The following is a 22,693-nucleotide window of genomic DNA, read 5'->3' as shown; positions in this document are numbered from 1 at the left end:
TAAGCAATGAGACCGACAAGACTAACGAGACGGTCGATTAGGATATGACTTGCCCGTGAGATTGGCATATAAAGCTCCCGCCAAAACCAGCAAAATAGAATCAATCATTACCGGAAATAAGGCATATCGATAACTAGTAATGTGGCCTAGAACCGCGATAAGCGCCACAGCGGCAGCTGGCGGGTGTAGGCATCGAAGTTGAAACATTCCGAAGATAGATAAAGAAGCAGCTAAAGGCAGCGAAATAATTGGGTCTACTTGCATATACACACAGGAAACCCCAACAAGAGCGGAGAGTGTATTGCCAGCTATTACAGCCCAAGGCTGAGCCATTGGACTTCCTGGAAGCACAAAAACTAAAAGTGCACTTGCCCCCAAGGAAGCCATCAACCACTCATCAATGCCACCCAGCTCGCCAAGATATTTGGCAGCAGCGATGACCACCATCAAGCCAATAAAAGCACCCATCACCGAGCGAATTTTCTCGATCATGGGGACATGGGGCTGATCGCCACCTAAGTAAAAAAAGTAACGCCTAACCCAGGCTTGCAGTATGTGCCTCATTAATATTCTTTCTTTCCTATCTCTAAGGGGCCAATATTCCGTGCTGCGAAAAGATACGGAACTCTCTATCTCATTCGATAATGAAACGATTAAGCCTCTTTCTCAGCGACCTTGCATACTTATCAAGATATCGTTTAGCGCCTTTAATGCGATGAGCCTCCACGATCTCCTGATCCCAAATAGTGCTCTCAACATCCTGAGATGCGACAACAGCAGGGCTAATTCCATAGGAGTTAATTCCAGCTACTTGAGTCCTACCAGTTAAACCATCAGCCTCGTATCGAATTGGATATACCTTACGCAATAATTTCTTAGCGCCCCGGAGCGATATTAAATATGCAGCCAAATGACTTGCTGGCCCTAAAAATTTAGAGCAGCGATAGATGTCTGTTAGGAATGGGCCAATAGGATCTTGTGGAGTCCTGGTATAAAAATTGATCATATCCCAATTATCTGGAAATTGATTGCGATGCTCCATCACCTTTAAGAACATTTCCCCCAGCAAAGCATCGTCTTCTAAAATTAAGCATTCAGGTATACCTTCCGCCACAATTCTTTCATAGAGTCTTGCATGGCTTAACGCACAACCAATTTGGGTATCAATCAATGGGTGGCCTACTGCTTTGATTGCCTCTTCCTCCGAATATTTACTTCGGTCATTTGGGGAAAGTGTCCTTCCATCAACCGCTGATATTAGTTCAAACTTCAAACCCATTTCGGATAGATGCTTTTCCATTGCCTGCCGGCGACTAACCGCACGATCTAAATTTAATACAAAAATTTTCAGATTTTCCACTGCAAGCCTCTTTAAGGGGTGATAACTATTTCCAATTACGTCATATGCAAATGCGATGTTCTTGCGTAGTGCTAATTTTATCGGAAGGTATAACCAACATAGTAACTACGACGCTAGCTGTGGATCAATCCAGATTGATTGTTAATGGGGTATGCCGATATATTTTTGGCAATAAAAAAGACTGCATCTGCAGTCTTTTTTATTGCGAAGCTTAATTAATAACTCAGAGCTAAGCTTGAATTAAGCCTTCTTAGCGTAAGCAGAGCACCAACCTTTGCCGGCAACTTGTTTACCTGCAAACAATGAGCAACCACCAGCAGCAGCGCCAGCTTTACCTTGGAACAATGCACAGTTGTCACACTGTTGACCAGCAGCGTACTTAGCGTACTTTGCTTTATCTACTTTAGAAGCATCTGCTTTGTAACCCAATGCAGCAGCTTGTGGATCAGTTTCAGCAACCATCGCTTGAGCTTGAACTTTACCGTTCAAAGCCAAGGTGCAAGCACCAGCAGCGGACAAAATCATAAATTGGCGACGACTATTTTTCATATGGACTCCAGAGGGTGAGATGGAACAAATATAGCAACTGTGTGGATCATAGAACAGAAGAAACTACTCTGGTATGGACAATGTAACTATATGATTTTATTGGTATTTTTGTTGAGAATTGTTCTCAAAGAGTAAATGTCTTGGGATATGGCCTAACTAGTGCCAGCCTTTGAGATTCATACAGGCAATTCGTTCCTTAACATGCACTCCTGAGCCAGCCTCTGGATACGCTTGGGCACAATCTACCGCATCACGCTGAAAGGTGGCCTTATTATTTTTAGCTGGGTCACTATTTTTGTCGGGATATAAGGAGCACCCGAAAAGGGCAAAAGCTATCAAACAAACGCCTATAGCCCTATACATAGCTTGCACCAAAGACCAGCCCTTCATCTACAGACCCTATCTTTTCTCTAGGAGAGATAAAAACTCTCTACGTAAATTGGAGTCTTTTAGGAAGGCGCCACGCATCACGCTATTCACCATCTTGGAATCACGATCTTTAACACCGCGCCATTGCATACAGAAGTGGTCCGCATCCATCACGATTGCGACACCAATCGGCTTAATTTTCTTCTCGAGCATATCTGCCAACTCCACTACCGCCTCTTCCTGAATCTGTGGACGACACATCACCCATTCAGTGAGACGTGAATACTTGGAGAGGCCAATCAAAGCAGACTCTTTACTTGGTAATACTCCAATCCAAATGCGACCCATGATTGGGCAAAGGTGATGAGAGCAAGCACTACGGACGGTAATGGGGCCAATAATCATCAACTCATTTAGGCGGCTGACGTTCGGGAATTTGGTTAATGTTGGCTGCTCGACATAGCGACCATTGAATACCTCTTTAACAAACATCTTAGCCACACGTTGACTTGTATTTTTAGTATTGTGGTCACTCTCCGTATCAATGACCAAGCTCTCAAGAACGGCCTGCATCTTTTCTGCAACCTCATCCACCAAGCCCTCTAACTCACCAGGTTTAATGAATTTAGAGATGTTGTCATTTGCATGAAAGCGTGCTTTTTGCGCCTCAATGCGACGACGAATCACTACGGACAAAGGTGTGCCGCTGTCACTCTTTTGAGGAGTAGCTTTCTTGGCAACTTGCTTTGTAGGTAGTGTGCTCGTCGCTTTTTTAGCGAGAACCTTACTAACTGTCTTCATAGGAATTTTTTTAGTGGGCATGAATATGTTTACGTTGAATTTTTTAATACATTAAATTTGAAAGAAGAGTGAGGTCACACAGGCAATACCAGCTAGCCACACGATAGATCGAGCAGTTGGCCAATTAGCCACATAGCAAACAAGATATGCGATACGCGCCACAACAAATCCCATCGCCAGTAAATCAACCCTGTTTTGTGGAGCATTAGCTACAGATGCAATGATTACTGCTGCAAAAAATAAAGGAAGGGATTCAAAAAGATTGGCTTGAGCGGCATTAGCTCGCGCCCGAAATCCCGTCTGTTTTGCTAACCATTGGCGAGGTGAGGCGTTGTCATAACCCTCAAACCCTTTTTTAGCGATACCTGCTGCTACATAGGGAAATAATCCCATGAATAGCACACTCCAATAGGCAATAGTCATGACTGACCTTCTGTATTTGCCTGCTTATTTGTTTGCGTATTCGTTCTCTTCTCAGCTTCGGCTTTCGCTTTTTTCTTAGAGCCAATGCGTGACTCAGTGCCATTCATGAGATTTTGAATGTTGCTACGATGACGCCAAATCAGAAGTAAACACACCACGAGTAAAGCGATAGCCATGGGCTGAAAACCAAATAAGAAAACAAAATAGATTGGGCCAAAGACGGCGGCCGCTAAAGCTGCCAGAGATGAGTAGCGCATGAACATCGCCACAATGATCCAGGTACCCAAAGTTGCCGCACCCAAAATCCAATTAATACCAAACAAAATTCCGCAAGCAGTAGCAACACCTTTGCCACCTTTAAAGCCATGGAAGATCGGAAACAGATGGCCCAAGAACACGGCAATCACCACGCCACATAACAACCAGGAATTGAGTGTCGATGACAAAGATGCATCACCGAGTATTACTCTCGCCAGCATCACAGCAAAATAACCTTTAAGAGCGTCCCCTATTAACGTGAGGATAGCCGCTAACTTATTACCAGTCCTCAGAACATTGGTAGCACCTGGATTACCAGAGCCATAAGAATGGGGATCAGGTAAACGCATGCACTTACTGACCACCACCGCAAAAGAGATTGAGCCAATCAAATACGCAATCGGAATTAATAACAAGGCGGGGGTAAGGTTCAAATCCATAGCGCTATCTTAAACACTTATGCCTTAAAGCATCCGTGATGGCCAATTTAGCTTTGTAGCTGACTCTAAGTTCCGCGAGGATGGTGCTGCTGGTGAATGGATTTGAGGCGTTCGCGGGCTACGTGGGTATAAATCTGGGTGGTAGAGATATCCGCATGGCCCAAAAGCAGCTGCACCACCCGTAAATCCGCCCCATGATTGAGCAAGTGGGTTGCAAAAGCATGTCGCAAGGTATGAGGCGATAAAGCGACTGGAATATTCGCAATCGTGGCATAGCGCTTAATGAGTGCCCAAAATGCCTGTCGAGTTAGGCCTGTACCCGTATGACGACCCACAAATACCGCATCCGAAGTCTTCCCCTCTAATAATGGCGTTCTTGCCTCCGCTAAATAGCGACGCAACCACTGCCCTGCCTCACCACCAAATGGCACTAAGCGTTCTTTGCCACCCTTACCATTAACAATTCTGACGATACCTTCATTTAGGCCAAGTGCTACCGTCTTTAAAGAAACAATTTCAGAAACACGCAAACCACTGGCATACATTAATTCCAGCATAGTGCGATCGCGCAATCCCAGCGGTGTCTCCACATCAGGGGCATTGAGTAAAGCGGAGACTTGATCCTCGCTCAGCGTCTTAGGAAAGCGCAAGGCTTGTTTAGCGGCACGCAAACCAATACAGGGATCACTCCTAACTAAATTGATTCGCAGAGCATGGCGATAAAAACGCTTGAACACCGTAAGACGTCTATTGGCGGTAGTAGCCTTATCTGCTCGGCGATGAGCAATATAGGCTGTGAGATCTTTTTCTGTAACGCTATAGAGATCCGCACCAGAATCTTTATAAAGCCACTGGGCCAAGAGCAAGAGGTCTCGGCGATAGGCAGACAAGCTATTTTGCGCTAGCCCATCCTCCAACCAACAAGCATCACAGAAGCGCTCAATGGCTTCTTGGCTTGCTGGTGGAATATTGCTTGCTACATTAGTCACGGAAATTATTAAAGCCTAAAGGAGCCTCAGTTACTTCCTTTTTCAACAAAGCCATAGTTTCTTGTAAATCATCGCGCTTAGTACCAGTAACGCGTACTGCATCACCCTGAATACTGGCCTGCACTTTAATCTTGCTATCTTTAATGATGCGCACAACCTTTTTGGAAAGCTCAGAAGTAATGCCCTTCTGAATTTTCATGGTCTGCTTACGCTTATCGCCACCAATGGTTTCAGTTTTGTCATCTTTGAGATAACGCACATCCACATTGCGCTTGGCCATCTTGCTGATCAAGACATCGCGAACTTGACCCAATTTGAAATCATCATCGCCAAATAGAATAAGCGCCTCATCCTTTTGCTCCACACGGCTATCAGACCCTTTGAAGTCAAAGCGATTGGTAATCTCTTTATTGGATTGCTCGATTGCGTTTTTCAACTCAATCATGTCTGGTTCGCAAACTACGTCAAATGATGGCATATCAACTCCTTAGGTATTCTCTTAATCATCTTATTGGGCCTTATACCCTCGCAAATCGATTAGGCTTTCTGTGATTTTGTAACAGAAAGCCTGCGTTAAATACGATTGCGAATAAGATTGTGGCATGAACTCCGCACAAAATGCGCCCCTCTCGCCAAAATTGACCCCCAATATGGGGTTAAAACACCGCAATACCTTTGGATTTGAGGTGAGTGCCGAGTTAGCGTATGAGATCACCGCTGCAGATCAACTCCCCTTATTAATTGCGGATATTAAAAAAAATAAAATGCCGTGGCGCATTCTGGGTGGAGGCAGCAACGTCATCCTTCCAGCAAGCTTGCCTGGAGCCACCTTGCTGATGAATATTCTTGATCAGGAAATCATTCAATCAGATGACAGCAACACTTACATAAGCGTTGGAGCAGGCGTCAATTGGCATGAATTTGTTTCTTGGACCCTAGAGCACAATGTGCCAGGCCTAGAAAACCTCGCACTCATTCCTGGAACAGTGGGCGCTGCCCCGATCCAAAACATTGGAGCCTATGGAGCGGAAGTTGCCGACTTTATTGACAGCATCGAAGCATTCGATACGCAGACCCATGCCTTTGCCACTCTCCCAAAAGAAGCATGCCAATTTGCTTATCGCGATAGCTACTTCAAGCAACATCCCCAACAATATATTGTGACAAGGGTCGTCTTTAAAATCCCCAAAGCTTGGGAGCCTCGCATTCACTATGCAGACTTGGCAAAACAATTTATCGATCACAAAGTAAGACCCAGCGCTCAAGACATTTTCAAAGCTGTCTGCGCCATTCGGACCCATAAATTACCAGACCCCAAAGTCATTGGAAATGCAGGTAGTTTTTTCCAAAACCCCGTAGTACCCAATGCGCAGTTTGAAACATTACAACTGCAGTTTCCTGAACTCGTGTCTTACCCTGATCAAACGGGTATGCGCAAACTAGCTGCAGGCTGGCTCATCGATCAGTGCGGATTCAAAGGAAAAACGATGGGGTCCGTTGGGGTATACCAAAACCAAGCCTTAGTGCTGGTGAATCATGGCGGCGGAACAGCCAAGGATATTCTTGAATTAGCGCAATCGATCCAAGAAAAAGTACAAAAAGTATTTGGGGTTCAACTAGAGATTGAACCCAACATTCTCTAGACTCTCAATTTAGGGCAATACATTAATAGCAATTAAGGTGTTTGCGCCGGCCCCAAGGTCGGTGCTTTCGTTGGTGCAGCCACACCAACAAAGATCACCATGCCATCACCACCAGGGTTCGGGTCGCTTGATATGCCATCTACGTACGCACTAGGCTTCCAGTTATTTGCTGCCCAAATATTGCCAGCCATATCGGCATTCACGGAGGTCAGTCGCATTAGCGGTAAATAGGAAGGAGGCGAACCTGTGCCATATAAAGGAGCTCCTGAATTCAATAGCACTTGGCTTCCAGCCGATGGCAATGTATATCCAGTACTAGGAGAAATTGCCGCACCCATCGCAACCCCAACAGGACAGTTACCAGTTGCACCGCACAGTTGCACGATGCTATAACGATCACTTGGTGATAGCGAGCCAAAGTTAGCAACCCAAGGATTGCCTTTGGCATCTAATGAAACACCCCACGGTCCGTTGATGCCCTGGCCTGTGTAGGTGCCAATAATCGCACCACTAGAGTTAATTGCATAAACAGTAGAAGCCTTGCCATCAGCTACCCATGCATTCCCTTGAGAATCTTCCGCAATGCCCTTGGGGCGACTATTACTCAGAGCCACAATATTGTTGTACCCCGGCAGATTAACCGTAAATACATTGGAAATAACTCCATTCGTCATCTTGAGCTTTGCGACCTTACCAGTCCCTTGGTAAGTGACCCAGGCAGTTCCATCGCCAGCTATCGCCATGCCAAACGGTTGAGAAACACCATTGGAATAAGTCACAGCATTAGCAGGTTCTCCGTTGCGATACACCACCACTTGATCATTGCCATAACTAGCCATCCAAATATTATTAGATTGGTCTACGGCGATACCTTGCACCTGCAAAAGACTATTGGTGTATCCAGTAGACGGAGAGATAGGTACACCGCGAGAAGATAATTTAGTAACGCTGCCGATATTAGGAACGTTATTACCCCAGCCAAAGTTACCCGACCAAATATTGCCTAAAGTATCAATAGCTACCCCAAAACCAGAACCTAAGATGCCACCGCCAGTAATAGGTGAAAGCGGGGTGTTGGCCAGTCCGGTAGCAGGCTTACCGTTTGGTTGCAGCACCATCAAACAATTGGAAGAGTTAGCCGTACCTTGAATCACATTGTTATTAATCCAAGCATAGCCATTAACATCAAATGCCACATTGGCAGGACCACCAAAAGGGCAATTGGCATTACCGCTGTTGTTTACCTTCACAGCCATCGTCCATGCGTCCAGCTTTTCTCGAACGACGCTAGAGCTTGGGCCCTGATTGGCTGTTAATGCGGGGGCATAGGCGTTACTCGCATTCGCTAAATTAAAAATACCGGTGACATTATTGGCGGGATTGCGCGCAATATTGAGGGCCGCTTGTAAGGTGTTGGCTGGGATAGCGGCATTCGCAGCGGGCGTTGCCGCAAACAAAGCAGTACAAGCATTACTTAAACCCTGAGTGCAAGCACCTAATTTATTCGCCAGAGTACCAAGCGCACTCCAGGTATTCGTCTCATAAGCATTCGGCGTTGTCTGAATCACCAGGGAAGCGGAGCCAGACTCTGCGGCAACTAAGTTCTCGGCCATTCCCGCGGCGATGCTCAAAGGAATTGCAGAACCCGCTATCGAGAGATCGGTTTGAAAGAATTGAGAGAACGCATAGGCAGTAGCGATAGTAGTTAAGTCATTAATTCTGACGGAATTCAGAGGCCCACTTCCCAGGCTTGCTATAAGCTGAATGCTGGGTGACTTAGTTGCCACCGCATAGTACAAAGCTGGATTGCTATTGGTATTGGAGCTGCTAACAGGCACCTTGGCAGTGAAGTTTCCTGAACCATCAGTGGTAGTTTGCACAACCAATACAGGAGTGCCTGTTTGCGCCTGGTAAATAGAAACGGTTGCCCCACTGATGGCTACTGCTGGAGCGCTCCCACCGGAACTCACCGTACCATTGACCACCACATTATTAGGGGTGGAGCTACCACTGCAGGAGCTGAGCAAAATAATGCCAATGCTCGTGGCTACCAGCAGCAAGAAAGTTCTCATCAAGGTCATAGCTTGTTTGTACTTAAAAATGATCAAAACAGCAAATGAAAGAAACACATCAGTTCACGAACTCACAAGTTCGATGCAATCTTTGCAAACTCGACTTCTACCTGACCCTCTGCCAAGCGCACCTGGAAGACCTGTTCGGTATTTAGCTCTTTAGGATTACGCACTGCATGCATCGCTTGATCCCCTGTGGATTGCCCCTGGTTATTCAGAATGACCGCATAACCGCGCTCTAAGGTTCTTTGTGGGTTGAGCATTTCTAATTGCGATTGGTAATGCCCTTGATCACGCTTCCAACTCTCTACACGCACAGTCCAGGCTTGATGAAGTCGCTGTTGCCAGCTGCGTATTTGCTCGCGCATACGATCAGGGTTTGGCAATGCATGGCTTAATCTGAGCGCCAATTGATCCAAGGTTTGCGCTTCGCGCTCTACACGTTGATTCACTCGTTGTAAGAGTGCTTGCATGATGGCATCGAGCTCTTGCAGCATCTGATCACGGCGTGGCGCAGCTAACTCTGCCGCGCCCGTAGGTGTGGGCGCACGCAAGTCAGCAACAAAGTCCGCAATCGTGACATCCGTTTCATGACCAACCCCACTGACTATAGGAATTTGCGAATCCGCAATGGCATAGGCCAAGCGCTCATCATTAAATGCCCATAGATCTTCAATACTTCCTCCACCACGCACCAGCAAAATGACATCCACTGCATTTTCTTTTTCAGCAGCTTTGAGTGCGGCAATAATTCCTGCTGGGGCATCTGGTCCCTGTACTAAGGTTGGATAGATCACCACTGGAATATGGGGCGCTCTTCTGGCCAAGGTACTGAGTACATCTTTTAAGGCTGCGGCCTGAGGCGATGTGATGATGCCAATCGCTCGCGGATGGGTTGGGATCTCGCGCTTGCGATCCTCATCAAATAAACCCTCTTTTGCTAACTTGGCTTTGAGCTTGAGGAACGCCTCATAAAGTCCGCCCATGCCAGCACGTCGTAAGGTCTGAATTGTGAGTTGGATATCACCGCGGGGCACATACAGACCCAGTTGAGCGCTCACTTCGACTAGATCCCCTGATTGGGGCATAAAGCCAACTTGCCCATTACGGCCACGGAACATGACACAACGGATCTGACCTTCCTCATCCTTCAATGAGAAGTACCAGTGACCACTGTCATAAGCCTTGAAATTAGAAATCTCCCCGCTAACCCAGACGGTATCAAAGCGCTCTTCCAACGAGCTCGCAATGGCGCGGTTCAGGTCGCCAACACTCAGAATTTCCCTTGATATTTCGGACATTTTTTCTCTTTTTCTACACAGCCATCAGGACTAGCGGTCAATAAATATCCACAGAAGCCCATCTACCCTTGGCTAAAGCTCTATAAGTAAGTAATTACTGACCCAAATCGTCTCATAAAACCAACAGATAGCCTTTATCTTGTTGATTTATAACATAAATTATTCAACCCTCAATTCAGGGATTTCTCCAGAAATCAGGGTGTCGCACCATCAATCAAGGACTTACAGCCCATCCTCTAAAAAGTTTTGCACAGAGTTATCCACAGGATGCCTTTGTCAAAACCCATTCTTAATTCAGCTAAAGTACTGAGCTTATGTACTCAATCTTACTGTCTGCTGGCTGGCCAATCTGGCCCCTTCTCATCATCTCTATTATCGGGCTGGCTATTGTCATTGAGCGCACCTGGTATTTGCGCCAAATACACATTTTTCCCAAAGATAGTCTGGAGTCGGTATTTGGCTTAGCCAATGCTCTTTCCCAGCAAAAATCAGTCTCTGATGCCGAAATTAGCTCGATTAGCCAACTTTCGCCCGTTGGCCCACTATTTGCCTGCGCCCTTCACGAAAAAATGGTCGGCAGTTCAGCCGATGCCGCCCTCGAAGAGCTCCAAGCAAGCGCTCAATCGACTTGGCTCAAGCTAGAGCGGTATTTAGGCGCCCTAGCCACAATCGCCACCGTAGCCCCCTTGTTGGGACTCTTTGGCACCGTCGTTGGCATGATTGAAATCTTTGGCAGTCAAGGCGCTGTTAGTGGTGTGGGCAGCCCACAACAACTGGCGCATGGGATTTCTGTAGCGCTCTACAACACCGCATTTGGTCTGATGATCGCCATTCCGGCACTGGCTGCTTGGCGTGGTTTACGCGCCATGGCCAATCACCGCCAACATGAGTGCGAAGAATTTACTCGTCAATTATTTAAAAAGCTGTACGCTAGCCATATCCAGCCCGCGGATACAAAATGAGTTGGCTAGAGCAGAAGCTGCAGTACCGAGGCCAATTTTCACTGGGAGGTCGCTCATCTCCAGTAGAGCCCGAGATTAATCTCATTCCCTTTATCGACGTGCTGCTAGTGGTGTTGATCTTCTTAATGATCTCCACCACCTTCACCCGCTATCAAGAGCTAGCCATCACCCTGCCTACCGCTAATGGCGCAAGCAGCCAGTCGGAAGTGAAACAAATTCATATTGCAGTGAGTCGTGATGGGCGCTTCGCTATTAATGGCAAGGTGACAGACCGCAGTCAACTCGGCAACAGCCTCAGTGCGCTCAATAAAGATACTGCGATTCAAGTGAACATCGATGCCGATGCTAAAGCGCCCCATCAAGCGGTGATGAGTGCCCTGGAAGCCGCGCGCGATGCCAATCTATCTAATATTGTGTTTAGCAGTCAAACTAGTAAAAAGTAAATACTCAGTCAATATTCAGTCACTACGATCAAACCCATATTTATTATTTTTAATGTCATCCCATAAAAGCCCGTCATTTTTCAATCAGGCTCCTCAGTTCTGGGAGAGGCGTGGACCTGTCAGCCTCTTGCTTTGGCCATTGTCTTGGATCTACGGATTAATCAATCGCGGCCTCAACCTGATTGAGGATCTAGATCTCAGAAAGCGAAAAACGCAAGCGGTGCCCATCATCATCGTGGGCAATATCCGTGTAGGCGGCACCGGAAAAACGCCCATTGTGATTGGCTTAGCCGAGCAACTCGCACGCATGGGTTGGCGCCCCGGAATCATTAGTCGCGGTTATGGCGCCAATACACTCAGCACGCCACTCCAAGTTAAGAGCGATTCCAATCCGCTAGAAGTCGGCGATGAACCCGTTTTAATCGCTAAACGCACGCACAATCAATTTCCAATTTGGGTTCATCCCAAGCGCGTCCACAGCATTGCTTTGCTGCTTAAAAATAATCCTGAAGTCAATGTCATCATCAGCGATGATGGCTTGCAGCATCGCAAGCTAGTACGTTGGCCTGCTCGTGAAGGTGGTCGCGATATTGAACTCGTGGTTCGCGACCCACGTGGTGAGGGCAATGGCTTTTTACTACCTGCAGGGCCATTGCGAGAAGCTGGCACCCGCGATCGTGATGCAACACTCATGACAGGCTTAAAAAATAATCCAAGCCATGTCGATGAGTATTTTTTAGGGCGGCGCGCATTTACACTCAATAGCCAATTGGGTACACCCTATCAACTAGTGAACCCCAGTAATACGCAATCATTGGCTGCCATTGCCGACGCCTATCTTCCCAATAAGATGACGGCCGTCGCGGCAATTGGTAATCCACAACGCTTCTTTGGTGATTTGCTCGCTAGTGGCATTGCCGCCAAAACGATTGGCTTACCCGATCACAGCACTTTTACTCCAGAGTTTTTCAGTGCCATCAATGCGGAATGCATTCTGATTACCGAGAAGGATGCCGTAAAATGTGCCTTAATAAACGATGAGCGTATTTGGGTTGTACCGATGCATTTAGAGATGCCGAATACTTTCGCGGATTGGTTGCAGTCTATTTTGCAAAGACCCAACCCAAATCAATACACTTTATAAAAGATAGCAAAGACCCAATATGGACAAGCGATTACTAGAGATTTTGGTTTGCCCTTTATGCAAAAGTACTTTGCATTTAGATGCTGAAAAGCATGAGCTCATTTGCAAGGCTGATCGTTTGGCTTACCCTATTCGCAACGATATCCCGGTGATGTTGATCGATGAGGCGCGCACCCTATCTGCCGATGAGTGCAGTTAACGCAATCCATCTAGAGTGATTTAATCTCAGCCCAATATGAGCGCTAAGCCCCCAGAATTTTTAGTTGTGATTCCTGCTAGGTTAGGCTCCACCCGCCTGCCTCGTAAACCGCTCGCCGATATTGGCGGTAAGCCGATGGTTATTCGAGTGGCTGAACGCGCCCAACAATCATTAGCGCAAAGCGTCGTAGTTGCCACCGATTCTCCTGAGATACAAGCCGCTTGTGATGAACATCGAATTGAATGCCTCTTAACTAGTCCAGATCATCCCACTGGAACCGATCGGATCGCAGAAGTAGCGCAACTATTAAAGCTTCCAGCCAATACCTTAATAGTGAATGTGCAAGGGGACGAGCCACTGATTCCTCCAGAACTGATCAATCAAGTTGCCCAAACCTTGGCCGACAATGCCGCCTGTGCGATTTCTACCGTGGCAGTAGCAATTACTGATGTCGCGGAGATCAATAATCCCAACGTGGTCAAAGTGGTTCTCAACCGCGCTAATGAAGCGCTCTACTTCTCCAGAGCCACCATTCCTTTTGTACGCGACCCAGAAGCCGGCGCATCCGTTACCCACTTAAGGCATTTAGGCATTTACGCCTACCGGGCTGATTTTTTGCAGGCGTATGCCCGCCTTGAACCAGCGCCACCAGAGCAGGCCGAAGCTCTTGAACAGTTACGCGCCCTCTGGAACGGCTACCGAATTGCCGTCCATACTGCCAGCAAAGCCCCGCCAGCAGGGGTTGATACCCCAGAAGATCTCGAGCGAGTACGCCGCATCTTGGCTAATTAGCCAACAATCCAGTTATTTGAAGGTTCTCGGGGATAATCCTAGGAATTAGGCATTAAGGATCCCGAAAAAATACGGGACAATAAGAATCTTCTAAGGGGAAAACAATGCGGTTAATTCTGCTCGGTGCACCAGGGGCTGGCAAAGGAACACAAGCTCAGTTCATTTGCGAAAAATTTGCCATTCCACAAATCTCAACCGGCGATATGTTACGCGCTGCTGTTAAGGCTGGAACTGAACTCGGCATTGCCGCTAAAAAGATTATGGATGCAGGTGGTCTTGTCTCTGACGAGATCATCATTGGCTTGGTAAAAGATCGCTTAACCCAACCTGATTGCAGCAAGGGTTATTTGTTCGATGGTTTTCCAAGAACCATTCCTCAGGCGCAAGCGATGAAAGATGCTGGCGTACCTATCGATTACGTTCTAGAAATCGACGTACCGTTTGATGCCATCATTGATCGCATGAGTGGTCGCCGCGTTCACCCCGCTTCAGGCCGGACATATCACGTTACTTTCAACCCACCTAAAGTTGAAGGCAAAGATGATGTCACGGGTGAAGCCTTGATTCAGCGTGATGACGACAAAGAAGAAACTGTTCGCAAGCGCTTACAGGTATATAACGATCAGACTCGTCCCTTAGTTGAGTACTACTCCACTTGGGCAACGCAAAGCAATGCGGCTGACAAAGTAAAGGCTCCTGCCTATCGCAAGGTCAGCGGCACGGGTAGCGTTGATGACATTACTGCTTCTATTTTTTCGGTCTTAAAGTAAGTTAGTGAAAAAAAAAGCATTAATTATTGGCGTTACCGGGCAAGATGGTGCCTACCTTGCCAAGCATTTACTAGAGAAAGATTATGAGGTTATAGGGTCATCACGTGATGTGATGGCCTCTTCGTTTAACAACCTTAGTACCCTAGGTATTCGAGATAAAGTAAAACTGATTTCAGTTTCGATCAACGACTTCCGAAGCGTTTTCAATGCAATCCAGGTTTTCAATCCCGATGAAATCTACAATCTAGCTGGACAAACTTCGGTTGGCCTCTCGTTTGACCAGCCGGTAGAGGCTATCGAGAGCATTGCCATAGGCACCTTAAATATTCTGGAGGTTATTCGCTTATTAAATAAACCCGTACGTTTTTATAATGCGGGGTCGAGCGAATGCTTTGGCGATACGGGCGACATCCCCGCAAATGAAAATACCCCATTTGCACCGCGTAGCCCATATGCGGTAGCTAAATCTACCGCCAAGTGGTTAGTAAATAGCTATCGTGAATCTTATGGTTTATATGCCTGCACTGGAATCTTATTTAATCACGAATCACCATTGCGTCCAGAGCGCTTTGTAACTCAAAAAATTATAGCCGGGGCTGCAAAAATTAAAGCTGGGCAACTCAAGACTCTTCAACTCGGAAATCTAGATATCTCTCGCGACTGGGGCTGGGCGCCGGAGTATGTAGAAGCCATGTGGTTGATGATGCAGCAAGATAAGCCTGAGGACTTTGTGATCGCCACCGGTCGAATGGTGTCATTGAAATATTTTGCCGCCAAGGCTTTTGAATATTTTGATTTAGACTGGCAAGCCCACGTGGAAATTGAACCGAGCTTTTTTAGGCCCAATGAAATTCTTTTCAGTATTGGCGATCCAACTAAAGCAATCAAAATTCTAAACTGGAAACACCCGACCGATATCGATGGTGTTATTCAAATGATGTGTGAAGCACAGACAAAAAAATATCTGAACTAAGTTTCACTTTAGCTCTTTAAGTGCACTCTCAAAAGACTCAATGTCCGCAAAGCTTCTGTAGACAGACGCAAAGCGGATGTAGGCTACTTTATCAAGACGCTTAAGCTCGCGCATTACCAACTCGCCTACGCGTTCGCTAGGGATTTCTTTTTCGCCTAGGCTGAGTAATTTTTCTTCAATACGGCCGATAGACTCATCAACCGAGTCAGAAGAAACTGGGCGCTTACGTAATGCGAGTTTGATTGAGCTTGCTAACTTGTCATGACTGTAATCAACGCGGCTACCATTCTTCTTCACAATCGCTGGTAGCACCAGCTCTACACGCTCGTAGGTCGTAAATCGTTTGTCGCATTTTGAACAACGGCGACGACGGCGAATGGTATCGCCCTCGTCCGATACCCGGGTATCTAAAACCTGGGTATCGTCGTTATGGCAAAAGGGGCAGCGCAATCAGTGCTTTCTTCAGACTCTAGTGCTTAACCGTATACCGGGAAACGCTTTGTCAATTCAGCAACTTGAGCGCGAACCTTGGCGATATTGTCAGCATCGGTTGGGTTGTCCAAAACATCCGCAATAAAATTGCCAACCTGTCTTGCTTCGGCTTCTTTAAAGCCACGGGTTGTCATTGCAGGGGAACCTAAACGAATACCGCTAGTGACCATTGGTTTTTCTGGATCGTTCGGAATGCCATTCTTGTTACAAGTAATGTGCGCTTCACCCAATACGCGTTCAGCTTCTTTACCGGTCATCTTCTTAGCGCGTAAGTCCACTAACATCACATGAGAATCTGTGCCGCCAGAAACAATACGTAGACCACGCTCAATCAAGGTCTCAGCCAAGGCTTTGGCATTGGCAACGACTTGCTTTTGATAATCTATAAAGCCTGGTTCTTGAGCCTCTTTAAATGCAGCGGCCTTACCGGCGATCACATGCATTAATGGACCGCCCTGCAAACCTGGGAATACCGCAGAATTGATAGCCTTCTCATGCTCAGCTTTCATCAAGATGATGCCACCACGGGGGCCACGTAAACTCTTGTGAGTAGTAGAGGTCACAATATCCGCATGCGGTACTGGGTTTGGATACACACCAGCAGCTATTAAGCCTGCATAGTGAGCCATATCCACCATGAAAATCGCGCCCACTTCTTTAGCTAATTTACCGATACGCTCGAAATCAATCTTTTTAGAATAAGCAGAGGCACCAGCAATAATTAATTTGGGTTTGTGCTCACGAGCCAAACGCTCCATTTGCTCGTAATCGATTTCTTCGTTTTTATCCAAGCCATAAGCAATTGGGTTAAACCACTTGCCGCTCATGTTCAAAGCCATACCGTGGGTCAAGTGACCACCTTCAGCCAAGCTCATGCCCATGAATGTGTCGCCTGGCTTCAAGAACGCTAAAAAGACTGCTTGGTTAGCAGATGCGCCGCAATGGGGCTGCACGTTAGCCGCTTCAGCACCAAACAAGGCTTTCACACGCTCAATCGCCAATTGCTCGGCCACATCCACAAATTCACAACCACCGTAGTAACGCTTGCCTGGATAGCCTTCAGCATACTTATTGGTTAACTGTGAGCCCTGCGCCTGCATGACTGCTGGTGAGGTGTAGTTCTCAGAGGCAATGAGTTCAATATGGTCTTCCTGACGCTTATTCTCATTCTGAATGGCTGCCCACAATTCTGGGTCAGTTTTGGCTAAAGTGTTTTGGCGGTCAAACATAGTAATAATCCTGAAGAAGTTGGATTGCTGAGTGAATTAACTTAGTAAAATCAACCTACATCATACAAAATCCACCATGACACCTACACAAGACCTCTCATTCCTCTCCCTAGTCCTTAATGCCAGCCTATTAGTCCAGTTAGTAATGTTGTTATTAATGGGCATGTCCGTGGCTTCTTGGACCATTATTTTTAAGAAAACTGCCATTTTACGGGGCGTAAGACAGGATACCGAGCGTTTTGAGCGTGACTTTTGGTCCGGCGGGGACCTGAATACCCTTTTAGATGCTGCCCAGCGTAATACCCGTAGCGATGCGGTTTTAGAGCACATCTTTGAGGCTGGCATGCAAGAGTTCATGAAAGTTCGTGAAATCGACGCCGCCCGCCGCGCCATGAAAGCCACCTACCAGCGCGAAATGGACATGTTAGAGGCCAATCTACCGTTCTTAGCTTCCGTAGGCTCAGTGTCACCTTATATCGGCCTCTTTGGCACCGTTTGGGGCATCATGCACTCCTTCCGCGGTCTTGCTAACGTCCAAAATGCCACCTTGTCTGCAGTAGCCCCAGGTATTGCCGAGGCACTGATCGCAACCGCTATTGGCCTATTTGCCGCGATTCCTGCAGTGGTTGCCTACAACCGCGCAGCCACCGATGTGGATCGCCTGGCGATTCGTTTTGAAACTTTCATTGAAGAGTTCACTAACATCTTGCAACGTCAAGCCTCAGGCAAATAAGCATGGCCGGATCTTTTAGAAAGTCCTCGAAGCGTCGGGCAATGGCTGACATTAATGTAGTGCCTTACATCGACGTGATGTTGGTGCTCCTAGTCATCTTTATGGTGACAGCGCCCATGGTCAATCCTGGCGTCGTCAATTTACCAACGGTAGGCGGTGCGAAAGTGCAATCTTTGCCACCTGTCTTCTTAACCATTGATGCCAATGAGAATGTCATCGTTCGTAAAGATGGTGATCCCGTTCAAACGTTGAATAAATTTGAACTCGGTGCATTTGCTCGCTCACAAGCAGAGAAGTCTGCCGAGCAACCAGTCGTTCTTGCTGCGGATAAATCCATTAAATATGAAGTAGTAATGGAAGTGATGTCAAAGCTCAAAGAGAATGGTGTGAAGCGTGTCGGCTTAGCCGTCAAGAGCCAATAACTCTCTTTGTATTGATACATGAATAGCGCGCAAACTTTTCACTCAGGCTTCTCGCGAGGACGTCTTACTAAAAACGAAAGTACTAAACGTGCTTTTAGTTTTTCGCTGGCTGCGCACTTAGGTTTAGTTGCATTCTTAGTCATCGGCATTAACTGGAATAACTCTACGCCTTCTGGAGTCGAGGTAGAACTATGGGATGCGAGCCCGCAAGTAGAGGCGCCTGTGGTACCAGAAGTAAAAACAGAAATGAAGGAAGAAGCTGCCGATATCGCGATCAAGAAAAAGCAGGTCGAGAAAGAGCCTCCTAAAAAAGAAGTAAAAGAAACACCTAAGCCGGTAAAACCCATCCCGCCTAAGGAAAAAGAAAAAGAGAAGCCTAAAAAGACGGAGCCGGCCAAAAAAGTAGAAGCGCCCAAAGCGGCTACTCCAGCAGACACTAAAGCCAATGCGGCTGCCGAAAAAGTTCGCGCTGATCAATTGGCGCGTCTGCGTGCAGCTGCTGGCGCGGAAGGTGGCAGTGGTGGCACTAGTGGCAGTGGTGTTGGCGGTGGTGGCAATGCCCCTCCCGGCTGGACAGACAAAGTGATTAAGAAAGTGAAGCCTTTGATTGTCTTTAACCCGGAATCAGTCAGCGGCAACCCAGCCGCAGTCATTAAAGTCAATCTAGCACCTGACGGCGCTATTCTAGAAACTAGTATTTTGACCTCTAGCGGTAATGCGGGCTGGGATCGCGCAGTATTACTCGCCCTCTCTCGCGCAGAAAGTCTGCCGAAAGACGACAATGGCAAAATTCCTCAAAGAGAAGTTAAGCTGACCTTTAAACCCAAGGACTAAAGCATGTTGCAAGTTGCTAAGCGTATTGCCCAGAAACACATTTTTTCATTCGCTGTTACGGCGTTTGCAGTATTGATGTCGGTCATGGGTTTGACTACCCCCGCTTTAGCGCAAATGAATATTGAAATCACTGGCGTAGGACAGTCTCTCTACCCCATCGCCGTGATGCGCTTTAAAGATGAAAACAAATTACCAACCAGTATCACTGACATTATTCGCCAAGACTTGGCTCGCAGTGGTTACTTTAAAAATACTGAAAATGGTAACGCTAGCGAAAGCGATGAAGGCACACCTAACTACAAATCTTGGGCCGCTCGCGGTGCAGATGCTTTGGTTGTCGGTAGTGTTGTGCAAACTGGTGCAGGTCAGTTTGAGATTCATTACAAACTCTTTGATGTGCGTAAATCTCTTAGCTTGGGTGGACTCAATCTCAATTCCAGCGCAGATAATTTGCGCGCTGCCGCTCACAAAATTGCCGATGACATCATCTTCAAACTGCTGGGTGAGCGCGGCATCTTTTCAACCCGCCTTTCTTATGTCATTAAAGAGGGTAAGCGCTATCGCCTAGTGATCTCTGATGCGGATGGTCAAAACATTCGCAATGCTATGAACAGTAGCGAACCAATCATCTCTCCGTCATGGTCTCCCGATGGCAAGAAAGTGGCCTACGTTTCTTTTGAAGATCGCAAGCCTGTAATTTATGTTCACGAGCTTGCTACTGGTCGTCGCATTTCCCTCTCCAATCAAAAGGGTAATAACAGCGCACCAGCTTGGTCGCCAGATGGCAAAAAACTAGCGATCTCCCTTTCAAAAGATGGCAATACTCAGATCTACGGCATCAATGCTGATGGGACAGGCTTGCATCGCCTTACCCGTGGCTACACTATTGATACCGAGCCGCAATATTCCGCTGATGGTCGCTACATCTACTTCACAAGCGATCGTGGCGGCAATCCCCAGATCTACCGCATGAGTGCAGAAGGCGAACAGGCTGAAGGCGCTAAGCGCATTACCTACAAACAGGGTTTTGTAACATCGCCCCGCATTTCACCAGATGGTAAATATTTGGCTTATATCGCCAACGTTGGCGGCGCTTTCCGACTTTACATACTGAACCTGGCTACAGGCGACTCTCAGGCATTGACTGACGGCACCAGCGATGAATCCCCATCCTTTGCAGCCAATGGTCGCTATGTCTTGTATTCCACCAAAGTCGGCGGCAAACGGGTCTTAGCGGCGGTCTCGGTAGATGGCAACTCCAAGCAAGTATTAAGTATTCCGGGATCTGATGTACGTCAGCCATCCTGGGGTCCATTTATGGACTAAGTTCCAGCACTCACTTCAGGGCTAGATAGCCAATATTGGACTCTTAGGGGCATAATATTGGCTATTAGCTTATTTAGTTACTCAGTTTGTAGGAAAAAGGACAGATCATGAAGATTTCTATCGCACGCCGTGCCGCAACCCTCACCCTCTTTGGTGTAACAGCATTATTTTTGGCCGCTTGCTCAAGCGTCAAATTGGATGATGTTGATGGTGCCAATGGTGGCAGCGGTAACTTTGGCTCACAGCCATGGAATGATCCGAGCAGCCCGCTCTTCCAACGTAGCGTGTATTTTGATTTCAATGAATACACTGTTCAGACTAAATATCAAAAACAATTGTCTGCGCACGCTAGCTTCTTAAAAGCCAATCCGAAGCAAAAGATCATTATTCAAGGCAATACCGATGAGCGTGGTACTGCAGAGTACAACTTGGCTTTGGGTCAACGCCGTTCAGACGCTGTCCGTAAGTCACTGAACTTAATGGGCGTTTCTGACGACCAAATGGAAGCCGTAAGCTTTGGTAAAGAAAAGCCAAAAGCTGAAGGTGATAATGAAGCAGCCTGGGCAGAAAATCGCCGCGCTGATATTGTTTACATTACTAACTAATGCGTAACATTCAACACTCTTTTAAACAAACGCTCTCACGAGCGTTTTGTTTAAGCGCCGCCGCTCTTTGCTTAAGCATGTCTAGCAATGCATGGGCGCTATTTGCAGATGACGATGCCCGCAAGGCGATATTGGAATTGCGTAAGTCACTTGCAACCACGCAAATGGATTTACAGAACCAAATTGAAAAACTCAAAGCCGATAATGCGGAGCTGCGAGGCAAGATTGAAAACCTTGAAAAGCAAGGTGAAGATATCAGCACAAGTCAGAAGACTTACTATCAAGATCTTGATACCCGCCTAGGTAATTTTGAGCCACGTACAGCAACTATTGAAGGCATCACTGGCACCATGCAACCCGGTGAAAAGAAAGCCTACGATGAAGCTCTAAAGGCCTTCCAATCGGGCAATCTCAAGAAAGCAGATGAAGGCTTCTCCGCCTTTGTGAATCGCTATCCTAAGAGCCCCTATGTGCCGTTGGCACTCTTTTGGAGTGGCAATAGTAAATATGCCAATAAAGATTACGCAGGTGCTATTGCCCAACTTCAAAGCTTAATCAAGCGCTATCCAACTCACCCCCGCATTCCGTCTGCCATGTTGACTTTAGGTAATGCGCAATTGGAAAGTGGCAATAAGGTAGCTGCCAAAAAAACGTTTAGCGAGATCGTCAGCAAATATCCTGATACAGAAGCGGCAAAAGACGCGCAGCAACTCATCGCCGCAACCAAGTAAGTAAAAAGCGTCTTCACTATGTCAACCTTGTCTGCTGCCTTTCAGAATATAGCTCCACGCAAACCAAATGCGCCAGCTGTAATTTTATTTTCTGGTGGCTTGGATTCAAGCACGATTCTGGCGCTTGCAAAAGATCTCGGCTACGCACCCTACGTACTTTCCGTTAGCTATGGACAGCGTCATTCTTCAGAATTGGCTGCCGCAAAGCATATTGCCAAGAAGATGGGTGTGATTCGTCATGAAGTGGTGAATTTAGATCTCACGCGTTTCGGCGGCTCAGCCCTGACCGACTCTTCTATTGACATACCCATCACGCCAGGCAAAGATCAAGAGATTCCCGTTACTTACGTGCCAGCACGCAATACGATTTTGCTATCGCTTGCTTTAGGCTGGGCAGAGTCCTTGGGTGGCTTAGATATTTTTTATGGTGCCAATGCTGTCGACTACTCAGGCTACCCCGATTGTCGACCTGAATATGTTGCCTCATTCGAGACCATGGCTAACCTTGCCACTAAGGCTGGAGTAGAAGCGCTAAACAATGAGAATCGCTTTCGGGTTCATGCGCCTATCATCAGCATGAGCAAAGCGGAGATTATTCAACTGGGCACCACCTTAGGTGTGGACTACTCGCAAACCGTGTCTTGCTATCAAGCAAATGATCTCGGCGAAGCCTGCGGAGAGTGCGAGTCTTGCCGCTTGAGGCAGATAGGCTTTAAGCAAGCTAACTTAAGCGATCCTACACGCTACCGCAAAAGCTAAGCCAAAACAGCTTGTTTCCCTGTCAAGCAAAGGGTTTGACTTTTTATAAAAAACACATAATAATGCACCAAATT

Annotated in this window: 27 protein-coding genes; 15 read left to right on the top strand and 12 right to left on the bottom strand. The window is 47.0% G+C overall.

Annotated elements, in window-relative coordinates; all coding sequences use genetic code 11:
* Positions 1-21 precede the first annotated feature (21 nt).
* From ICN42_RS04000 to ICN42_RS03965, 8 genes are all read right to left on the bottom strand, one after another.
* Positions 22-564 (bottom strand): HPP family protein, encoded by a 543-nt coding sequence (locus ICN42_RS04000; RefSeq protein ID WP_216251165.1) that lies wholly within the window; start codon positions 562-564, stop codon positions 22-24.
* Positions 565-634: 70 nt separating this feature from the next.
* The gene (locus ICN42_RS03995) at positions 635-1,360 is read right to left on the bottom strand and encodes a glycosyltransferase family 25 protein (protein ID WP_216251163.1); all 726 of its coding nucleotides are present in this window, start codon (positions 1,358-1,360) and stop codon (positions 635-637) included.
* Positions 1,361-1,600: 240 nt separating this feature from the next.
* On the bottom strand, positions 1,601-1,909 hold the full coding sequence (locus tag ICN42_RS03990) for a high-potential iron-sulfur protein (protein ID WP_216251161.1): 309 nt from the start codon (positions 1,907-1,909) through the stop codon (positions 1,601-1,603).
* A gap of 399 nt (positions 1,910-2,308) precedes the next feature.
* Positions 2,309-3,079, bottom strand: a complete 771-nt coding sequence (gene folE / locus ICN42_RS03985; protein WP_255539229.1) for a GTP cyclohydrolase I — start codon at positions 3,077-3,079, stop codon at positions 2,309-2,311.
* Positions 3,080-3,130: 51 nt separating this feature from the next.
* Positions 3,131-3,502, bottom strand: coding sequence for an MAPEG family protein (locus tag ICN42_RS03980; protein ID WP_216251157.1), 372 nt, complete (start codon positions 3,500-3,502; stop codon positions 3,131-3,133).
* Positions 3,499-4,200 (bottom strand): glycerol-3-phosphate 1-O-acyltransferase PlsY, encoded by a 702-nt coding sequence (gene plsY, locus ICN42_RS03975; protein WP_216251153.1) that lies wholly within the window; start codon positions 4,198-4,200, stop codon positions 3,499-3,501. The genes ICN42_RS03980 and plsY overlap by 4 nt, the downstream gene beginning before the upstream one ends.
* 65 nt (positions 4,201-4,265) lie before the next feature.
* The gene (xerD, locus tag ICN42_RS03970; protein ID WP_370626015.1) at positions 4,266-5,195 is read right to left on the bottom strand and encodes a site-specific tyrosine recombinase XerD; all 930 of its coding nucleotides are present in this window, start codon (positions 5,193-5,195) and stop codon (positions 4,266-4,268) included.
* Positions 5,182-5,667 carry a YajQ family cyclic di-GMP-binding protein gene (locus ICN42_RS03965; protein WP_216251147.1) on the bottom strand — a complete coding sequence of 162 codons (486 nt, stop codon included), beginning with the start codon at positions 5,665-5,667 and terminating at the stop codon, positions 5,182-5,184. The genes xerD and ICN42_RS03965 overlap by 14 nt, the downstream gene beginning before the upstream one ends.
* Positions 5,668-5,791: 124 nt before the next feature.
* Between ICN42_RS03965 and murB the strand changes: the two genes are divergently transcribed.
* A complete protein-coding gene (murB, locus tag ICN42_RS03960; protein ID WP_216251144.1) occupies positions 5,792-6,832 on the top strand; it encodes a UDP-N-acetylmuramate dehydrogenase in 1,041 nt (346 codons plus the stop codon).
* A gap of 32 nt (positions 6,833-6,864) precedes the next feature.
* Here the strand turns inward: murB and ICN42_RS03955 are convergent, their stop codons facing one another.
* Together ICN42_RS03955 and xseA are read right to left on the bottom strand one after the other, a co-directional pair.
* The gene (locus tag ICN42_RS03955; RefSeq protein ID WP_216251142.1) at positions 6,865-8,913 is read right to left on the bottom strand and encodes a hypothetical protein; all 2,049 of its coding nucleotides are present in this window, start codon (positions 8,911-8,913) and stop codon (positions 6,865-6,867) included.
* Between the two features lie 62 nt (positions 8,914-8,975).
* Positions 8,976-10,205: an exodeoxyribonuclease VII large subunit gene (gene xseA, locus ICN42_RS03950; RefSeq protein ID WP_216251140.1), complete on the bottom strand. Its 1,230-nt coding sequence runs from the start codon at positions 10,203-10,205 to the stop codon at positions 8,976-8,978.
* Between the two features lie 314 nt (positions 10,206-10,519).
* Between xseA and ICN42_RS03945 the strand changes: the two genes are divergently transcribed.
* From ICN42_RS03945 to ICN42_RS03915, 7 genes are all read left to right on the top strand, one after another.
* Complete coding sequence (locus tag ICN42_RS03945) at positions 10,520-11,167, top strand: MotA/TolQ/ExbB proton channel family protein (protein ID WP_216251138.1); 648 nt, start codon at positions 10,520-10,522, stop codon at positions 11,165-11,167.
* Positions 11,164-11,610 (top strand): biopolymer transporter ExbD, encoded by a 447-nt coding sequence (locus ICN42_RS03940; protein ID WP_216251136.1) that lies wholly within the window; start codon positions 11,164-11,166, stop codon positions 11,608-11,610. The genes ICN42_RS03945 and ICN42_RS03940 overlap by 4 nt, the downstream gene beginning before the upstream one ends.
* 52 nt (positions 11,611-11,662) lie before the next feature.
* Positions 11,663-12,754: a tetraacyldisaccharide 4'-kinase gene (lpxK, locus tag ICN42_RS03935; RefSeq protein ID WP_216251134.1), complete on the top strand. Its 1,092-nt coding sequence runs from the start codon at positions 11,663-11,665 to the stop codon at positions 12,752-12,754.
* Positions 12,755-12,773: 19 nt separating this feature from the next.
* Positions 12,774-12,953 carry a Trm112 family protein gene (locus ICN42_RS03930; RefSeq protein WP_216251132.1) on the top strand — a complete coding sequence of 60 codons (180 nt, stop codon included), beginning with the start codon at positions 12,774-12,776 and terminating at the stop codon, positions 12,951-12,953.
* A 36-nt stretch (positions 12,954-12,989) separates the two neighbouring features.
* On the top strand, positions 12,990-13,745 hold the full coding sequence (gene kdsB / locus ICN42_RS03925) for a 3-deoxy-manno-octulosonate cytidylyltransferase (protein ID WP_216251130.1): 756 nt from the start codon (positions 12,990-12,992) through the stop codon (positions 13,743-13,745).
* 104 nt (positions 13,746-13,849) lie between these two features.
* On the top strand, positions 13,850-14,515 hold the full coding sequence (gene adk / locus ICN42_RS03920) for an adenylate kinase (protein ID WP_216251129.1): 666 nt from the start codon (positions 13,850-13,852) through the stop codon (positions 14,513-14,515).
* Positions 14,516-14,519: 4 nt separating this feature from the next.
* Positions 14,520-15,488: a GDP-mannose 4,6-dehydratase gene (locus ICN42_RS03915; RefSeq protein ID WP_216251128.1), complete on the top strand. Its 969-nt coding sequence runs from the start codon at positions 14,520-14,522 to the stop codon at positions 15,486-15,488.
* Between the two features lie 3 nt (positions 15,489-15,491).
* Here ICN42_RS03915 and nrdR read toward each other — a convergent pair whose 3' ends face one another.
* Both nrdR and glyA read right to left on the bottom strand, forming a co-directional pair.
* A complete protein-coding gene (gene nrdR / locus ICN42_RS03910; protein WP_216251127.1) occupies positions 15,492-15,938 on the bottom strand; it encodes a transcriptional regulator NrdR in 447 nt (148 codons plus the stop codon).
* 26 nt (positions 15,939-15,964) lie between these two features.
* Positions 15,965-17,209 (bottom strand): serine hydroxymethyltransferase, encoded by a 1,245-nt coding sequence (gene glyA / locus ICN42_RS03905; protein WP_216251126.1) that lies wholly within the window; start codon positions 17,207-17,209, stop codon positions 15,965-15,967.
* A 76-nt stretch (positions 17,210-17,285) separates the two neighbouring features.
* Here glyA and tolQ point away from each other — a divergent pair, with 76 nt between their 5' ends.
* From tolQ to queC, 7 genes are all read left to right on the top strand, one after another.
* Positions 17,286-17,942: a protein TolQ gene (gene tolQ / locus ICN42_RS03900; RefSeq protein WP_216251125.1), complete on the top strand. Its 657-nt coding sequence runs from the start codon at positions 17,286-17,288 to the stop codon at positions 17,940-17,942.
* Positions 17,943-17,944: 2 nt separating this feature from the next.
* Positions 17,945-18,364, top strand: a complete 420-nt coding sequence (locus ICN42_RS03895) for an ExbD/TolR family protein (protein WP_216251124.1) — start codon at positions 17,945-17,947, stop codon at positions 18,362-18,364.
* 18 nt (positions 18,365-18,382) lie between these two features.
* The gene (locus ICN42_RS03890) at positions 18,383-19,198 is read left to right on the top strand and encodes a cell envelope integrity protein TolA (RefSeq protein ID WP_216251121.1); all 816 of its coding nucleotides are present in this window, start codon (positions 18,383-18,385) and stop codon (positions 19,196-19,198) included.
* An 84-nt stretch (positions 19,199-19,282) separates the two neighbouring features.
* On the top strand, positions 19,283-20,524 hold the full coding sequence (gene tolB, locus ICN42_RS03885) for a Tol-Pal system beta propeller repeat protein TolB (RefSeq protein ID WP_255539294.1): 1,242 nt from the start codon (positions 19,283-19,285) through the stop codon (positions 20,522-20,524).
* 107 nt (positions 20,525-20,631) lie between these two features.
* Positions 20,632-21,129: a peptidoglycan-associated lipoprotein Pal gene (gene pal / locus ICN42_RS03880; RefSeq protein ID WP_216251119.1), complete on the top strand. Its 498-nt coding sequence runs from the start codon at positions 20,632-20,634 to the stop codon at positions 21,127-21,129.
* Positions 21,129-21,860: a tol-pal system protein YbgF gene (gene ybgF, locus ICN42_RS03875; protein WP_216251113.1), complete on the top strand. Its 732-nt coding sequence runs from the start codon at positions 21,129-21,131 to the stop codon at positions 21,858-21,860. Before pal ends, ybgF begins: the two co-directional genes overlap by 1 nt.
* 18 nt (positions 21,861-21,878) lie before the next feature.
* On the top strand, positions 21,879-22,619 hold the full coding sequence (gene queC, locus ICN42_RS03870; RefSeq protein WP_216251111.1) for a 7-cyano-7-deazaguanine synthase QueC: 741 nt from the start codon (positions 21,879-21,881) through the stop codon (positions 22,617-22,619).
* The last annotated feature ends 74 nt before the right edge of the window (positions 22,620-22,693 follow it).

It is taken from the genome of Polynucleobacter sp. 71A-WALBACH (genome assembly GCF_018882365.1).
Classification (GTDB): domain Bacteria; phylum Pseudomonadota; class Gammaproteobacteria; order Burkholderiales; family Burkholderiaceae; genus Polynucleobacter.
The sequence above is the reverse complement of the archived record's forward strand: the minus strand, read 5'-3'. Positions and strand labels throughout refer to the sequence as shown.

Coding starts and splice junctions, on each gene's coding strand:
- pal (WP_216251119.1), top strand. CDS start 20,632: ATGAAGATTTCTATCGCACGCCGTGCCGCAACCCTCACCCTCTTTGGT.
- adk (WP_216251129.1), top strand. CDS start 13,850: ATGCGGTTAATTCTGCTCGGTGCACCAGGGGCTGGCAAAGGAACACAA.
- ICN42_RS04000 (WP_216251165.1), bottom strand. CDS start 564: ATGAGGCACATACTGCAAGCCTGGGTTAGGCGTTACTTTTTTTACTTA.
- lpxK (WP_216251134.1), top strand. CDS start 11,663: ATGTCATCCCATAAAAGCCCGTCATTTTTCAATCAGGCTCCTCAGTTC.
- ICN42_RS03955 (WP_216251142.1), bottom strand. CDS start 8,913: ATGACCTTGATGAGAACTTTCTTGCTGCTGGTAGCCACGAGCATTGGC.
- ICN42_RS03965 (WP_216251147.1), bottom strand. CDS start 5,667: ATGCCATCATTTGACGTAGTTTGCGAACCAGACATGATTGAGTTGAAA.
- kdsB (WP_216251130.1), top strand. CDS start 12,990: ATGAGCGCTAAGCCCCCAGAATTTTTAGTTGTGATTCCTGCTAGGTTA.
- folE (WP_255539229.1), bottom strand. CDS start 3,079: ATGAAGACAGTTAGTAAGGTTCTCGCTAAAAAAGCGACGAGCACACTA.
- ICN42_RS03945 (WP_216251138.1), top strand. CDS start 10,520: ATGTACTCAATCTTACTGTCTGCTGGCTGGCCAATCTGGCCCCTTCTC.
- glyA (WP_216251126.1), bottom strand. CDS start 17,209: ATGTTTGACCGCCAAAACACTTTAGCCAAAACTGACCCAGAATTGTGG.
- ICN42_RS03890 (WP_216251121.1), top strand. CDS start 18,383: ATGAATAGCGCGCAAACTTTTCACTCAGGCTTCTCGCGAGGACGTCTT.
- tolB (WP_255539294.1), top strand. CDS start 19,283: ATGGGTTTGACTACCCCCGCTTTAGCGCAAATGAATATTGAAATCACT.
- ICN42_RS03980 (WP_216251157.1), bottom strand. CDS start 3,502: ATGACTATTGCCTATTGGAGTGTGCTATTCATGGGATTATTTCCCTAT.
- ICN42_RS03895 (WP_216251124.1), top strand. CDS start 17,945: ATGGCCGGATCTTTTAGAAAGTCCTCGAAGCGTCGGGCAATGGCTGAC.
- plsY (WP_216251153.1), bottom strand. CDS start 4,200: ATGGATTTGAACCTTACCCCCGCCTTGTTATTAATTCCGATTGCGTAT.
- murB (WP_216251144.1), top strand. CDS start 5,792: ATGAACTCCGCACAAAATGCGCCCCTCTCGCCAAAATTGACCCCCAAT.
- ICN42_RS03940 (WP_216251136.1), top strand. CDS start 11,164: ATGAGTTGGCTAGAGCAGAAGCTGCAGTACCGAGGCCAATTTTCACTG.
- queC (WP_216251111.1), top strand. CDS start 21,879: ATGTCAACCTTGTCTGCTGCCTTTCAGAATATAGCTCCACGCAAACCA.
- ICN42_RS03990 (WP_216251161.1), bottom strand. CDS start 1,909: ATGAAAAATAGTCGTCGCCAATTTATGATTTTGTCCGCTGCTGGTGCT.
- ICN42_RS03930 (WP_216251132.1), top strand. CDS start 12,774: ATGGACAAGCGATTACTAGAGATTTTGGTTTGCCCTTTATGCAAAAGT.
- ybgF (WP_216251113.1), top strand. CDS start 21,129: ATGCGTAACATTCAACACTCTTTTAAACAAACGCTCTCACGAGCGTTT.
- xseA (WP_216251140.1), bottom strand. CDS start 10,205: ATGTCCGAAATATCAAGGGAAATTCTGAGTGTTGGCGACCTGAACCGC.
- tolQ (WP_216251125.1), top strand. CDS start 17,286: ATGACACCTACACAAGACCTCTCATTCCTCTCCCTAGTCCTTAATGCC.